At 73.8% G+C, this 12866-nt stretch carries 13 protein-coding genes; 7 read left to right on the plus strand and 6 right to left on the minus strand.

Translation table 11 applies throughout. The features are described 5' to 3' along the window. Positions 1 to 22 precede the first annotated feature (22 nt). Positions 23 to 400 (plus strand): glycine cleavage system protein GcvH, encoded by a 378-nt coding sequence (gcvH, locus tag A0J59_RS16020; protein WP_047230855.1) that lies wholly within the window; start codon positions 23 to 25, stop codon positions 398 to 400. Between the two features lie 54 nt (positions 401 to 454). Here gcvH and A0J59_RS16025 read toward each other — a convergent pair whose 3' ends face one another. The 3 genes from A0J59_RS16025 to A0J59_RS16035 are packed head-to-tail and all read right to left on the minus strand — an operon-like array spanning position 455 to position 4400. After that, complete coding sequence (locus tag A0J59_RS16025) at positions 455 to 1021, minus strand: hypothetical protein (RefSeq protein WP_047230854.1); 567 nt, start codon at positions 1019 to 1021, stop codon at positions 455 to 457. Beyond that, positions 1018 to 1521 carry a pyruvoyl-dependent arginine decarboxylase gene (locus A0J59_RS16030; RefSeq protein ID WP_047230853.1) on the minus strand — a complete coding sequence of 168 codons (504 nt, stop codon included), beginning with the start codon at positions 1519 to 1521 and terminating at the stop codon, positions 1018 to 1020. The genes A0J59_RS16025 and A0J59_RS16030 overlap by 4 nt, the downstream gene beginning before the upstream one ends. Next, positions 1491 to 4400 (minus strand): response regulator, encoded by a 2910-nt coding sequence (locus tag A0J59_RS16035; protein WP_064316767.1) that lies wholly within the window; start codon positions 4398 to 4400, stop codon positions 1491 to 1493. The genes A0J59_RS16030 and A0J59_RS16035 overlap by 31 nt, the downstream gene beginning before the upstream one ends. A gap of 70 nt (positions 4401 to 4470) precedes the next feature. Between A0J59_RS16035 and A0J59_RS16040 the strand changes: the two genes are divergently transcribed. The 5 genes from A0J59_RS16040 (at position 4471) to A0J59_RS16060 (ending at position 6534) form a co-directional block, all read left to right on the plus strand. Beyond that, entirely contained in the window at positions 4471 to 4866 is a 396-nt protein-coding gene (locus A0J59_RS16040) for a response regulator (RefSeq protein WP_047230852.1), read from the plus strand. Then, positions 4863 to 5207 (plus strand): Hpt domain-containing protein, encoded by a 345-nt coding sequence (locus A0J59_RS16045; RefSeq protein WP_220084501.1) that lies wholly within the window; start codon positions 4863 to 4865, stop codon positions 5205 to 5207. Before A0J59_RS16040 ends, A0J59_RS16045 begins: the two co-directional genes overlap by 4 nt. Positions 5208 to 5316: 109 nt before the next feature. Beyond that, positions 5317 to 5601, plus strand: coding sequence for a hypothetical protein (locus tag A0J59_RS16050; RefSeq protein ID WP_047230850.1), 285 nt, complete (start codon positions 5317 to 5319; stop codon positions 5599 to 5601). A 170-nt stretch (positions 5602 to 5771) separates the two neighbouring features. Then, positions 5772 to 6026 carry a helix-turn-helix transcriptional regulator gene (locus A0J59_RS16055; RefSeq protein ID WP_082140876.1) on the plus strand — a complete coding sequence of 85 codons (255 nt, stop codon included), beginning with the start codon at positions 5772 to 5774 and terminating at the stop codon, positions 6024 to 6026. A 79-nt stretch (positions 6027 to 6105) separates the two neighbouring features. Continuing rightward, positions 6106 to 6534, plus strand: a complete 429-nt coding sequence (locus A0J59_RS16060; protein ID WP_047230849.1) for a (deoxy)nucleoside triphosphate pyrophosphohydrolase — start codon at positions 6106 to 6108, stop codon at positions 6532 to 6534. Positions 6535 to 6567: 33 nt separating this feature from the next. Here the strand turns inward: A0J59_RS16060 and A0J59_RS16065 are convergent, their stop codons facing one another. After that, positions 6568 to 7155, minus strand: a complete 588-nt coding sequence (locus A0J59_RS16065) for an AAA family ATPase (protein WP_255365272.1) — start codon at positions 7153 to 7155, stop codon at positions 6568 to 6570. 96 nt (positions 7156 to 7251) lie between these two features. Next, positions 7252 to 9342, minus strand: a complete 2091-nt coding sequence (locus tag A0J59_RS16070) for a glycosyl hydrolase family 28-related protein (protein ID WP_047230847.1) — start codon at positions 9340 to 9342, stop codon at positions 7252 to 7254. Positions 9343 to 9680: 338 nt separating this feature from the next. On the opposite strand from A0J59_RS16070, the gene A0J59_RS16075 reads away from it, so the two are divergent. After that, positions 9681 to 11546 carry a lipase family protein gene (locus A0J59_RS16075; RefSeq protein WP_255365273.1) on the plus strand — a complete coding sequence of 622 codons (1866 nt, stop codon included), beginning with the start codon at positions 9681 to 9683 and terminating at the stop codon, positions 11544 to 11546. Between the two features lie 7 nt (positions 11547 to 11553). Here A0J59_RS16075 and A0J59_RS16080 read toward each other — a convergent pair whose 3' ends face one another. After that, a complete protein-coding gene (locus A0J59_RS16080) occupies positions 11554 to 12852 on the minus strand; it encodes an enolase C-terminal domain-like protein (RefSeq protein WP_255365275.1) in 1299 nt (432 codons plus the stop codon). Positions 12853 to 12866: the final 14 nt, after the last annotated feature.

Genomic DNA, 12866 nt, shown 5'->3' on the forward strand with positions numbered 1-12866 from the left:
CCAGAGCTCGAAGGAGAACCCCATGACCGAGGCCCAGTTCCCGGACCACCTGCAGTACACGGCGGAGCACGAGTGGATCGACGGCTCGAACCCGGCCGTCGTCGGCATCACGGCGACCGCTGCCGAGGCGCTCGGTGACATCGTCTACCTGGAGCTGCCGGAGGTGGGCTCCGAGGTGACCGCGGGCAGCGTCATCGGCGAGGTGGAGTCCACCAAGTCCGTGTCGGAGCTCTTCTCGCCCGTCACGGGCACCGTCGTCGAGGTGAACCAGGCTGCGATCGACGACCCGGCGGTCGTCAACTCCGACCCGTACACCGACGGGTGGCTGTTCAAGGTCGACGTCGTGGAGACCGGCGACCTGCTCACCCCGGACCAGTACGCGGCGCACGTCGGGAGCTGACGCCCGTGCCGGGGCGGTGAGGACCGCCCCGGCACGAGCCGTGCGCCGCGAGGATCAGTGGAACGTCGTGGCGTAGTAGGTCTGCTGGTCGACCGTCTCGACCCGGACGTCCTGCGTCCGCTCGAGATGACGGCGCAGGTTCTCCGCGAAGCGGAGCGAGTCGTCGTTGAACCGCGAGACGTCGTACGCGCACACGACGTGGTGCGCGGCGAGGTGCTCGACGAGCGCGTCGATCATGTCCATGAACGTCCGGCTGGCGCGGCGACCCGGGTGGGCGAGCGTGAAGCCGATGTACCAGACGGCGCCCCGCGCGGCGTGCTCGGGGTACCGCGCAGCGAAGAACTCGGGGCTCACCCAGGGTACGGCCGCGAGGTCGGTCGCCAGGGTGGTGAGCCCGACCGCGGTCCCGTCGTGGTCATGGGCGAGGAGCTTGAGGACCCGCGGGTCGCTCATCTCCTCGTCGAACTCCTCGCGGTGCAGCACGTGCCGGGCGGCCGCGCGCGTCCGCAGCGGCTCGAACGCCTCGAGGTAGAGCTCCCAGAACCGGTCGGCGAGGTCGCCGTCCACGGCCGTCTCGAAGGTGACCGCGGCGCGCCCGGCAGCCGTCGCGCCGCCGGTCACCGTTCCGCTCCGTCCCAGCCCTGACGCCGGTAGGCCGCGACGACCACGGCGCACACCGGCAAGGTCTCGCACCGCACGCCCGTGACTCGTCGTCCCGCCGGGCTGAAGCGGTGCCCGCGCGTCGCGGAGAGGTCCTCGAGGCTGAGCGTGAGGTCGAGCTCGAGCTGCTCGTGCGACGGCGCCTCGTGCTCGACGAAGAGCCCGGCGCCGCTCCCGTCGTCCCGGAGCGACCAGGCCACGCCGGCCCACGCCTCGTGGCCCGGCATGACGGCGTGCGCCTCGGCGTAGACGCAGTAGAGGAGGTCTCCGTGGTCGCCGTACCCCTGCTCGAGCCGGTCCACCTCGACGACCTGGGACCCGGGCGGGACGACCGAGCTCAGCCGGACGAGGTTGAAGTCGCCGACACCGGCGTCCGCGAGCGCGGCGTCGAAGGCCGAGAGATCGGTCCTCCCGGTGCCCGTGCCGTGGCTCACGTAGATGGTGGGGCCCCGGGGCGCCATTCGTCCTCCGTCCTCAGGCTCTCGCCTGGTCGTCCTGGCTCGGTGCTCGTCCGGCCCGCGGCCGTGTCCAGCAGCTCGAGCACGGGTTCCAGCAGCTTCTCGGGGGAGGTGCTCCCCTTGCGCAGGAAGACCGTATCTCCCAGCCGGAGCCCCGCACGCTGGCGCGCGTCGAGCCGCGCCCCGCTGTACACCACCAGCGGGACGCGGCTCAGGCGTCCGTCGCGCCGGAGCGCCGCGACGACCTCGCGGCCGGCGCCGTCGGGGAGCGCGAGGTCGAGGACGAGGAGCGCCGGCTCCTCCGGCGTGGCGAGCACGTCCTGGGCCTCCCGGACGCTCCGCGCGAGGGTCACGACGAGCCCGGCGCCCTGCAGGAGGGTGCGCAGCACCTCACCGAGGTCCGGGTCGTCCTCGACCACGAGGACGTGCTCGTGGTGCGGGCGCAGGCTGATGACCTCCCGGACGGTGCGCTCGAGCTCGGCGGGGTCGACCGGCTTGACGAGCCACCGGTCGGCGAGCGAGGCGGTCGTGACCGCTTTCGAGGGCTGCGACCCGGAGACGATGACGACGGGCACGTTGGCCGTCGCGGCAGTACGGCGGACCCGGTCGAGCACGCTGTGCCCGTCGCGACCTGGCATGGCGAGGTCGAGCACCACGGCGGCGGGCCGGGCGGCCTCGATGGCGGCGAACGCCTGCGCGCTGTCGGTCACCCCGACGACGTCGTACCCCCGCGACTCGAGGACCGACCGGAGGACGTCGACGACGTACAGGTCGTCGTCCACCACGACGACGCGCGGCGGGTGGTCCGCCTGCGGCGTGGCCGGCGGGAGCGTCGCACGGAGGGTCGAGCCCGTTCCCTCCCCGCTGCTCTCGGCCCAGAGCCGTCCACCGTGGCGCTCGACGATGCTCCGCGAGATCGCGAGGCCCAGGCCGCTCCCGCCCCGCTCGCGCGAGTCGGACGCGTCGACCTGCTCGAACCGGCCGAAGACCGCCTCGAGCTTGTCGGGCGGGATGCCGCGGCCCTCGTCCTCGACCTGGAGCTCGACGAGGTCGCCCGCGCCCCGGGCGGACACGCGGACGGTCGTCCCGCGAGGCGAGAACTTCACGGCGTTGCTCAGCAGGTTCGTGAGCATCTGCACGATGCGGTCGCCGTCGACGCTCACGACCTGGTCGGTGCGCTCCTGCACGATCTCGACCCCCGCCTCGCGCGCCAGCAGCCCGACCTGCTCCGCGGCCGTCGTGACGAGGTCCTCGACGCGGTGGTCGGCGCGTTCGAGGGGCGTCGTCCCGGAGTCCATGCGCTCGATGTCGAGGATGTCGTCCACGAGCCGGTTGAGCCGCTCGCTGCTCAGGCGCGCGACGTGGACCATGCGTGCGGACCGCTCGGGCAGGGGGCCGAGCGTCCCGCTGTCGAGCAGGCCCAGAGCACCGCGGATGGAGGTCAGCGGTGTCCGCAGCTCGTGGCTCACCACGGAGACGAACTCGTCCTTGAGTCGCTCGACCTCCCGGCGGTCCGTGATGTCTCGGAAGACGACCACCGCTCCGAGCGTGCGGCCGTCGTCCTTGAGCGGGCTCGCCGTGACCTCGACGGCGACCTCCGACCCGTCCCCCCGGAGGTAGACGTCCTGCTCCGCGACCGTGGTGACGCCGTCGCGCACGGCCTCGGTGACGTAGCAGGACTCCGCGGGGTAGGCGTTGCCGTCCGCGTCCGGCGCGTGGAAGAGCGCGTGCGCGCCCTGCCCGATGAGGGCCTCCTGGCTGGCGCCGAGCGTCCGGGAGGCGGCGGGATTGACGAACGTGACCCGGCCGTCGGGGTCGACGCCGTAGATGCCGTCGGCGACGGACTCGAGCGTGCGGGCGCGCTCGCTCGCCAGGGCGCGCAGCTGGGAGGTCCGCTCCTCGACCCGGCGCTCCAGACCGTGCAGCAGCGACTCGTTGTCCGCGACCACGAGCACCTGGCGTGCGACGACCGCGACCAGCACGACGACCCAGAGGGCGTTGGGCGCCCACGAGACGCCCGTCGACGACTGGGCCACGCGGACGAGCGCCGCGGCGAGGAACAGGCAGAACGTCACGGTCGTGCCGAGCACCGCCGACCCCTCGGCGGGCTGGTCCGCGACGGGGCTCCCGGAGGCGGTCCGGTGCCGCGCGGCGAGAGCGATCATCAGGTACCCGCCGACCCAGCCGATGTCGATCGGGCTGCCGAACGTGAAGGTCCCGTCGGCGGAGAGCAGGGCGAACGCGACGTCGGCCACGGCGTAGAGCACGAAGCCGCTCCCGACGAGCACGAGGGGCACCCGCTCGGACGCGCTCGACCGGGTCATGACGAGGACGGCGAACGTCGCGAGCAGGGCGTCCACCACCGGCAGCAGGTAGGCGGTCACGGCCGCGGAGCCAGAGCCGGACCCGGCGTCCGGGCCGATCGTCACGGCGTACAGGGCGATGTACAGGACGGACCCGCCCACGACGACGCTGTCGAGCAGCATCCGGCCGATCTCCTTGCCGCGCGGGCGCACGGTCGGGAAGAAGGCCAGGCCGACGACGCCCAGGAGCAGTGCCGTGATGTACGCGACGTCGCCCGTGGTGGGGTCGGCGACCAGCCCCGCGTAGAGGTTCCCCACGAGGCCGATCGCGCCACCGATGGACAGGAGGCTCCACGCCCGCCGCCGACGTCCAGTCGAGCGTGCGGCCCGCCAGCCGCAGCTCGCGGCGGCGGTCGCGCCGGCCACGACGATGGAGACCTGCGAGATGCCGCGCCGGGTCGACTCGTCGAGGGGGCTCGCCAGCAGGACGACGAGCAGGACGAGCAGCGCGCCGACCGCCCAGCACCAGAGGACGAACGGGTCGTGCACGCGCTCGGCGTCCCCCCGCTGTGCCTCCATGCGTCGAGCGTAGGGGACCTCCGTGGCGCGCGCGCTGCCTGGCGAGCGCTTGTCCGCTAGCGTCGTGATGATGGAGGCGGCAGGGGCGAGCAGGCGGCGGGTGGTCGTGATCGACGACGACCCGTCGATCCGCGAGGTGGTGGAGCTCGCGCTCCACGCGGTCGGCGGGTACGAGGTCCACGTCGCCGAGGACGGTGACAGCGGCGCGGAAATCGCCGAGCGGGTCCTGCCGGACGCCATCGTGCTCGACGTCATGATGCCGGTGGTCGACGGGCCGACCGTCCTCGCACGGCTGCGGATGCGTCCGGCGCTGCGCGACGTGCCGGTCGTGTTCCTCACGGCCAAGGTCGGGGCGGGCGAGATCTCCCGTCTCGACGGGCTGGGCGCGGCCGGGGTCATCACCAAGCCGTTCGACGCGCTCGACCTCGCCCCTCGGCTGGCTGCTCTCCTCGGGTGGTCGTCGTGACGGCGGCGTCCGGGGGAGAGGAGGACCGTCTCGACGGTGTGCTGCGCGTGCTCCGGGAGCGTGCGCGCGCCCGGAACGCCGAGCGGGTGGAGAACGTGACCCGACTCCTGCGGAGCGGGGCCGCGGGCCCGCCGACGCCCGAGGCGGTGCTCGAGGCCGCATCCCTCTGCCACGCGGTCGCCGGTTCCGCGGGGACCTTCGGGGACGACCGGACGACCGCCGCCGCGCGCGCCCTCGAGACGGCGTTGCGCGCGGGCGAGCATCGCGCCGTCGGCCCGTCCCTGCACCGCCTGCGCGCGCTGACCACGGGCGTGGGCGACGTCCGCGACCCCGGGTCTTGAGCAAATCCTGAGGTTCTCCTGCGGAGGCCGTGCGATTCCCTCAAGGGCGGCCCTCCACCGTGGTTCGTACGGAGGGGACGGTCCCCCCGGACAGTCAGGGGGTAATCCCATGATCGACACCGTGACGGCACCCGACCGCACGTTCTCTCGCGAGCACCGCGGCCCGCGCGTGCCGACGCCGACCTATCTCTCGTCGGGGCCGCAGAACTCCGTCGACGCGGCCATGGCCGCCCTGAGCGACGCGGTCGAGCGCACGCTGCAGGAGGACCTCGCCCAAGGCATGGTTCCCACCGTCGAGCAGATGAGCGTGAGCGTCGTGGTGCGCCCGGTGGGGTCCGCGGAGGACTTCACGGCGGTCGCCCTTCTGCTCCTCTCCTACGCGCACGCCTCCTGACCTGGGCAAACACGCGCGATCGGGCGATCTGCCCCGCTCGGGACCGACGTCCTGAAATTCGTCGCGAGAAGTCGCGTCATGAATCGACTCCTGCCCCATCCCTTCATGTAGCACCACACCGGAACTCGCCACGTGGGGATGACGTGACCGGAGAGCACCTGGAGGAGAACATGAGCACCATCGAGCTGGTCCGCCCCATGGCGGCCCCGTCGGAGCTGATCGCCACGCCGATCGCCCCGCTGACCCGCCGCGAGCGGGTCGTCCTGTCGAACCTGTCTGAGGACGTCACGCTCGAGCAGATCGCCACCAAGCTCTTCGTCACGCGCAACACGGTCAAGTCGCAGGTCCGGAGCCTCTACCGCAAGCTCGGGGTCTCGACGCGCGCCGAGGCCGTGGCCTGGGCGCGGGCGGCCGGCCTGCGCTGACCGACGGGTCGACGGTCCCGCCGGACCGTGGGCGTGACCGCGTCACCCGCACGACACGAGGCCGTGCGACACTCCGCGTATGACTCTGCGCAGACTGGTGGTGGCCGCGGCGATCGTCGACGATCTCGTCGCTCCGCGGCTCCTGCTCAGCGCGCGCCGGTCACGACCGTCGCACCTCGCAGGTCGGTGGGAGTTCCCCGGGGGCAAGGTCGACCCCGGAGAGACGCCCACGGAGGCGCTGCACCGCGAGCTGCGCGAGGAGCTGGGGGTCGCCGTCGAGCTCGGTGAGGAGCTCGTGGGGCCCGACCACGGGACGTGGATCATCACGGACCGGCACGTCATGCGCCTGTGGTTCGCTCGCATCACCGCGGGGGAGCCGCAGCCCCTCGTGGAGCACGACGAGCTGACGTGGCTCGACGCCGGGAGCTGGCTGACCGTGCCGTGGCTCGACGCCGACGTGCGGATCGTCGAGGCGCTCGCGCGCCAGGTGGCGGCCGAGGCGGTCTGACGCGGTACCCCGTGCCGGCGTCCTGAGGTGTCGTCAGGCGCCGTCGACGACCGGGAGCGCGGCGAGCCACCGCTCGACCTCGCGCCGCGACCGCAGCCGGACGACGAGCACGTCCGGGGCGTCCCGCCCGACCTCCGCGGGCAGGTCGCGGTACTTGTGGCGCGTCGTCCACGCCCACCGGACGATGTTCTCCTCGGGCGCCCGGTACCAGGTGCGCCACAGGGGTGGCTCGACGTTCCCGTTCCACAGCACCTCGCGTCGGACCGACCGGCGCAGCGTCCGCACGACCACCTGCCGCATCGTCACGTGTGTCGGCAGGTCGAGCCAGACGACGACCTCCGCCCGCGCGAGGACGAGCGGCCGCGCGGCCGTGTACTGCCACTCGGTGACGAACGCGTCCTGCGCGACGAGCGCCCGGACGTCGTCGAGGAACGCGGGCCGCGGCGTCCACGCCGGCCCGTGGTGGAGCGCGTCGAGCTCGGTGTGCGGGATCCCGAGCCGCGCGCCGAGGCGCCGCGCGAGCGTCGTCTTCCCGGACCCGGACACCCCGGCCACGGCGATCCGCCCCGGCACGCGCCCGAGACGCGCGACGACGTCGTCGTCCGGTCCGAGAAGAGCCACCGGGGGACCCTACCCGCCACCCCGCCCGTGAGTGCAGGAGCAGTCGCGGCCGAATCGCTCCGACCGCGACTGCTTCCTGCGCTCAGCGGGGTGGTGTCAGCCGACCGGCTGGACCCAGGGGGAGGGCGCCGGGGGAGCGACGACCGGCGGGCGGTCGTTGCAGCTCGGCGCGCTGGGGACGAACCGGCCGAGCCAGTTCACCGTGCCGGGTTCCCACGGGCTGAGCGACGTGCCGTCGTTGCCGCCGAGGTCGGTGAGCGTGAACTCGGTGCCTCCGTCCGGGAAGTTGAAGGCGCCGCAGTTGTTCACGCCCGCCCAGCCGACGTTGCGCGCGTCGACGTTCTCGAACGACGCGCCGCCGCGCACGCGCGCGCTCACCACAGAGGTGCCGGTGCCGTCGACCCGCACGTCCTTGAAGGCGACGCCCTCGATCGCGACCTGGTCCTTCACGCCCCAGTCGGAGACCAGCATGATCGCGTTGTACGTGCTGTCGAGGTAGTGGTCGCCGGTGACGCGGACGTCGGCGTCGATGTCGCGGTCGAGCGCGTAGAACCAGATCGCGCCGAGCCCGATGTTCCAGTTGAGCTCGTACGTGCCCGCCCGGACCGCGGTGTTGTCGGTCAGGTGGAGGTAGCCCGCGAACGGCTCCGCCCCGAACCGCGACCCGACGTGCAGCCCGCTGCCCTCGCGCACCGGGTCGGCGACGAGGTTCGCGCGGACGGTGTTGTCCGTGCCGCCGTAGACCGCGATGCCGTTGGCGAGGGTGTTGGACTGGATCGTGTTCTTCTCGAACACGTTGCCGCTGTTCGCCAGCTTCTCGGACCACATGGCGAGGCCGTCGTCGCCCGTGCTCCGGACGAAGACGTTTCGGACGACCGAGTTCGTCACGCCACCGTGGAAGTTCAGCGCGTCGGCGATCTGGTCGACGATCACGGTGTCCTCCACGCGCAGGTTGTCCATCGGCCCGTCGAACCACAGCCCGACCTTGGTGTGCTGGAGGTACAGCCCGGAGATGGACGAGTCGCTCAGCGCGCCGCCGACGCCGTTGACCTGGTCGGTGTCGACGCGCTCGCGCACGTCCCCGACGATCGCGAAGTCGCGCAGGTGCACGTTCCGGCTGCCGCCCTCGTCGGCGTACTTCCCGTAGAACCCGACCCCGGTGTGCACGGACCCGTCGGGCGCGGGAGCGTCGAGCGCGACCTCCGTGCCCCGGAAGATCGTGTACCAGCTCCCGGCGCCCTGGATCGTCACGCCGTCGACGACGATGTGCCGGTTCACCTGGTAGACGCCCGGCGGGACGTACACCTCGAGCCGGTGCTTCTTGGCGAACGCGATCGCCTTGTCGAGCGCGTCGGCGGAGTCGCGCCGGCCCGTGGGGTCGGCCCCGAAGAGCAGCGCGTTCGCGGCGAGCAGGCGCACCTTCGGCGGCGCGACCTTCTCGGAGTCGAGGAGGTCGACCACGGTCCACTCCGCCGCGCCACGCGTGGGCACCGTGAGGCGGACGACGTCGCCCTTCTTGTACGTCTGGCCGAGCAGCAGCCGCTGCTCGTCGTAGAACTTCATGGGGCGGAACGGCTTCTCGAACGTCGGGGTCGGCGACGTCTCCGCGGGGACGCACGCGCACTCGGTGACCCACCAGCCGGGCTGGAGGAGGTCCGCCGTCGGGTCGTTGGTGAACGGGTACTGGTTGTACAGGTAGGAGTACGCCGACGTGAGCGTCATGCGCCGGTCGAGCCCGACCTTCTTGCCGCCGCGGAGGACCGACACGTCGAGCGGCGACGTGATCCCGCCGCCTGTGGGGGAGTCGGGGATCGAGTACCTGACCGTGATCGCGTTCGCGTCCGCGGGGAGCGTGAACTCCACGTTCTGCCCCGCCGCGAGCCGCACGGCCGAGCGACCCGATGCCTCGGCCTCGATCGTGTAGGCGTCACGGCCGGGCCCGATCACCGTCCCCGTCGTCACGGCGTTCTCCGCCTCCTGCTCGAGGAACGGGACGGTGGCGCCGCGTCCCTCGACGAGCGCCGGGTCGACCGCGGCGCGCGTCACGACGGCGGGAGCCGGGGGCTGGGGCTTGCCGTGTGCGAGGGCGGTCGAGGCGGTGCCCGCGACGAGCGTGAGGGCGACGGCCGTGGCGGCCGCGACCCGGGCGCGCCGACGCGCCGCGGGGTGGTTCGTGCTGCGAATCATCGTTGACCCGTCTTCTCTCGGGAGGCGGTCCGCCTCCGTGCTCACCGGAGGGCGTGCTGACCCTCCGGCCCGCTGCGCGGTCGCACCTCCGCGCAGGGTCGTTCCGTGCGGAACACTAGGACGAGGTCGCAGGGAGCGCAAGACTCTGTAGCGATATTGCGATTGGTCGTTTGCTTTTTGCATCGACGTTGGCCGCGGCCGTGCGTCGGGCCGGGCCTGCCTCGCTGGACGCGCCGCCCGGCGCACGCGGCCGCGCCCCCGGCCTGAGCCCGCCGTCAGCGCGCGACGTCGGCGACGGCCGGCGCGCGGAGCGGCACCGCGCCCGGTACGTTCGCGGCGTGAGCCGCCTCGGAGCCAGGATGCGCGCGTCCGCCGCCGCCGCGGGGGAGAGGGTCCCGCCGTGGGTCCTCGTCACGCTCGGCGTCGTGTGCACGGTCGTCGGCGCGGCCCTCGTCCTGCGGCCGTTCGCGTCGCTCGCTCTGCTGGTGGTCGCGGTCGTCGTGGGGGCGACCGTCCTCGGCGTCACGGAGCTCGTCGCCGGTCGGTCGCCCGACCGGGGTGGCGAGTCCGCTCCCCGCGCACCCGGAGCACTGCGGGCCCCGCGCTGGCCGCACGTCGCGCGCGGCATGGTGTTCCTGGCGCTCGCGGTCGCGGTCGTCGTGTGGCCGGCGCCGTCGATCGTCGTCGTCGCGGTCCTCGTCGGCGTCGGGCTCGTCGTCGCGGGCGTCCTGGACGGGGTCGAGGGGGTGCGCTCGTCCGGTGCCGACCGCTGGACGCGCCTCGCGCTCGGCGTGGCCTCGGTGGTGCTGGGCGTGCTGGCTCTCGTGTGGCCGGACGTCACGGTGCTCGTCGTCGCGGTGGTCTTCGGCGTCCGCGTCGTGATCCTCGGTGTCCGCCTCCTCGTCGCCGGGGTCCGCAGGAGCCGGACCCATGCCGAAGCCGCCCGCGCCGTCGCTCCGGGAAGCACCTCCGCAGCGCCCGACCCGTCCGAGCCTCGACGCCACGGCCGGGTCGCGCTCGTCGGCGCGGTCCTCGCGGTCGTCGCGGCCGGGGCCCTCGCGGCCGTCAGCGTCGGCCTGCATCGTGCGGCGCCGCAGGTCGACGCGTTCTACGACCCGCCCGCGTCGGTCCCGGACGAGCCCGGCCGCCTCGTGCGCGCCGAGCCGTTCACGCGGCAGATCCCCGACGGCGCGACGGCGTGGCGCATCCTCTACACGACCACCCGCGACGAGGGCGAGCCCGCGGTGGCGAGCGGGATCGTGGTGGTGCCGGACACCCTCCGGGACGACGCCGCGCCGCCCGTGATCGCGTGGGCCCACGGGACGACGGGCTCCGCGCGCGGCTGCGCGCCGTCGGTCCTCGACGAGCCCTTCGAGTCCGGTGCGTTCTTCCTGCTCGACGACGTCCTCGCGCACGGCTGGGCGCTCGTCGCCACGGACTACGTGGGCCTGGGGACCGACGGCCCCCACCCGTACCTCGTCGGCCAGGGCGAGGCGCGGTCCGTCCTCGACGCCGTGCGCGCCGCGCGCGAGCTGGACGGCGCGACGCTCGGTGAGCAGACCGTCGTCTGGGGCCACTCGCAGGGCGGCCACGCCGCCCTGTGGACCGGGGCCGTCGCCCCGGAGTACGCGCCCGACGTCCCGCTCGCGGGCGTCGCCGCGCTCGCGCCGGCGAGCGACCTCACCGGCCTCGTGTCCCACCTGGAGAGCGTCACCGGCGGCAGCGTCTTCGCGTCGTTCGTCGTCGAGGCGTACGACGCGATCTACCCGGACAGCGACGCGGCGGGGTACGTCCGCCCGGGTGCGCGGTTCGTCGTGCGGGAGATGGCGTCGCGCTGCCTGTCGGAGCCGAGCGCGCTCGTCTCGGTCGCCGAGGCCCTGTCGATGGACCAGCCGCTGTGGACCACCGACCCGACGACCGGCCCGCTGGGGGAGCGCCTGGCCGAGAACGTGCCGACGGGTCCGGTCGCCGCGCCGCTGCTCGTCGCCCAGGGGGCGTCCGACACGCTGATCCTCCCCACGGCGCAGGAGGCGTACGTCGGCGCGCGGTGCGCCGCCGGGCAGCCGGTCGACTACCGCGTGTACCCGGAGCGGGACCATGTCGGGCTCGTCCAGGCCGACTCCCCGCTCGCCCCGGACCTCGTGCGGTGGACCGAGGCGCGCCTGGCGGGCGAGCCCCCGACCCCCACGTGCGCCGCGGGGTGACCATCCCTCAGGGGGCGACCAGGCCGCCGTCGGGCGCGCGGACGCCCGCTGCCCACGCGTCGTGCCCCGCGAGATCTGCCGGGTAGCGCGCCGCGGCGCGCTCGTCGAGGTCGACGCCGAAGCCCGGCGCGTCGTGCGGGCGCAGCCATCCGTCGACGATCCGCAGCGTGCCGGGGAAGACCTCGTGCACGGCGTCGGAGTACACGTGGCCCTCCTGGATGCCGAACGCGGTCGAGGTGACGTCGAGCGCGACGTTCGCCGCGGCACCCACCGGAGACGTGTCGCCCGGGGCGTGCCAGGCCGTCCGCACCCCGACCAGCTCGGCGGCCGTCGCGAGCGCCCGGCCCGCGCTGAGCCCGCCGATCGCGCTGATGTGGCACCGGATCAGGTCGACGCCGCCGCCCAGGACGAGCCGTGCGGCGTCGGGGAACGACGTCGCGAGCTCCCCCACCGCGATCGGGACGGGGGACGCGGCACGCACCTCGGGCAGGCGGTCCCAGTGCTCGGGCGCGAGGACGTCCTCGAGGAAGAACGGGCGGTACGGCTCGAGCGCCCGGGCGAGCATCACGGCATGCTTGGGCGTGAGGCGCGAGTGCACGTCGTGCAGCAGCTCGACCTGCTCGCCCAGCGCCTCGCGCGCCGCCGCGAAGAGGCGCGGCGTGCGGCGCAGGTACTCCTCGACGCTCCACCCGTGGGGGTTGGGCGCGGCGGGGTAGCCGGGCTCGGGGTCCGCGGCCGTGCCGTAGTGCCCGAGGCCAGGCTGGCCGGTCTGGATCCGCACGTGCCGCCACCCGGCGTCCACGATCCGCGCCGCGTCGTCGATCGTCTCCTGGACGGTCCGCCCGCTCGCATGGAGGTAGGTGTCGGCGGCGTCGCGCACCTTGCCGCCCAGCAGCTCGTGCACGGGCATGCCCGCGCGCTTGCCGGCGATGTCCCACAGCGCCATGTCCAGCCCGGAGATGGCGTTGTTCCCCACGGGCCCCTCGCGCCAGTAGGGCGCGAGCCGCGCGAGGCGCACGAGGTCGCCGATGTCGCCGGGGTAGCGACCGACGACGATCCGCTCCAGGTGCTGCTCGACGTACGCGGCCACGGCGTGCCACCGCTGCGTGTACGTCGCGCACCCGAGCCCGTACAGGCCGGGCACGTTCGTGTCGACGCGCACGACGACGAGCGGGATGCCGTCCGGCGCCGTGACGATCGCGCGCACGCCGGTGATGCGCGTGCCGTCGCGCGCGGGCCACGGGTTCGCGAACGCCGGGTCCACGGGGTCGACGGCGGGCAGCGGGACGGGCGGGACGTCGGTCACGGGGTCTCCGGGGT

This window comes from Cellulosimicrobium sp. I38E, assembly GCF_001647255.1.
GTDB lineage: Bacteria > Actinomycetota > Actinomycetes > Actinomycetales > Cellulomonadaceae > Cellulosimicrobium > Cellulosimicrobium cellulans_E.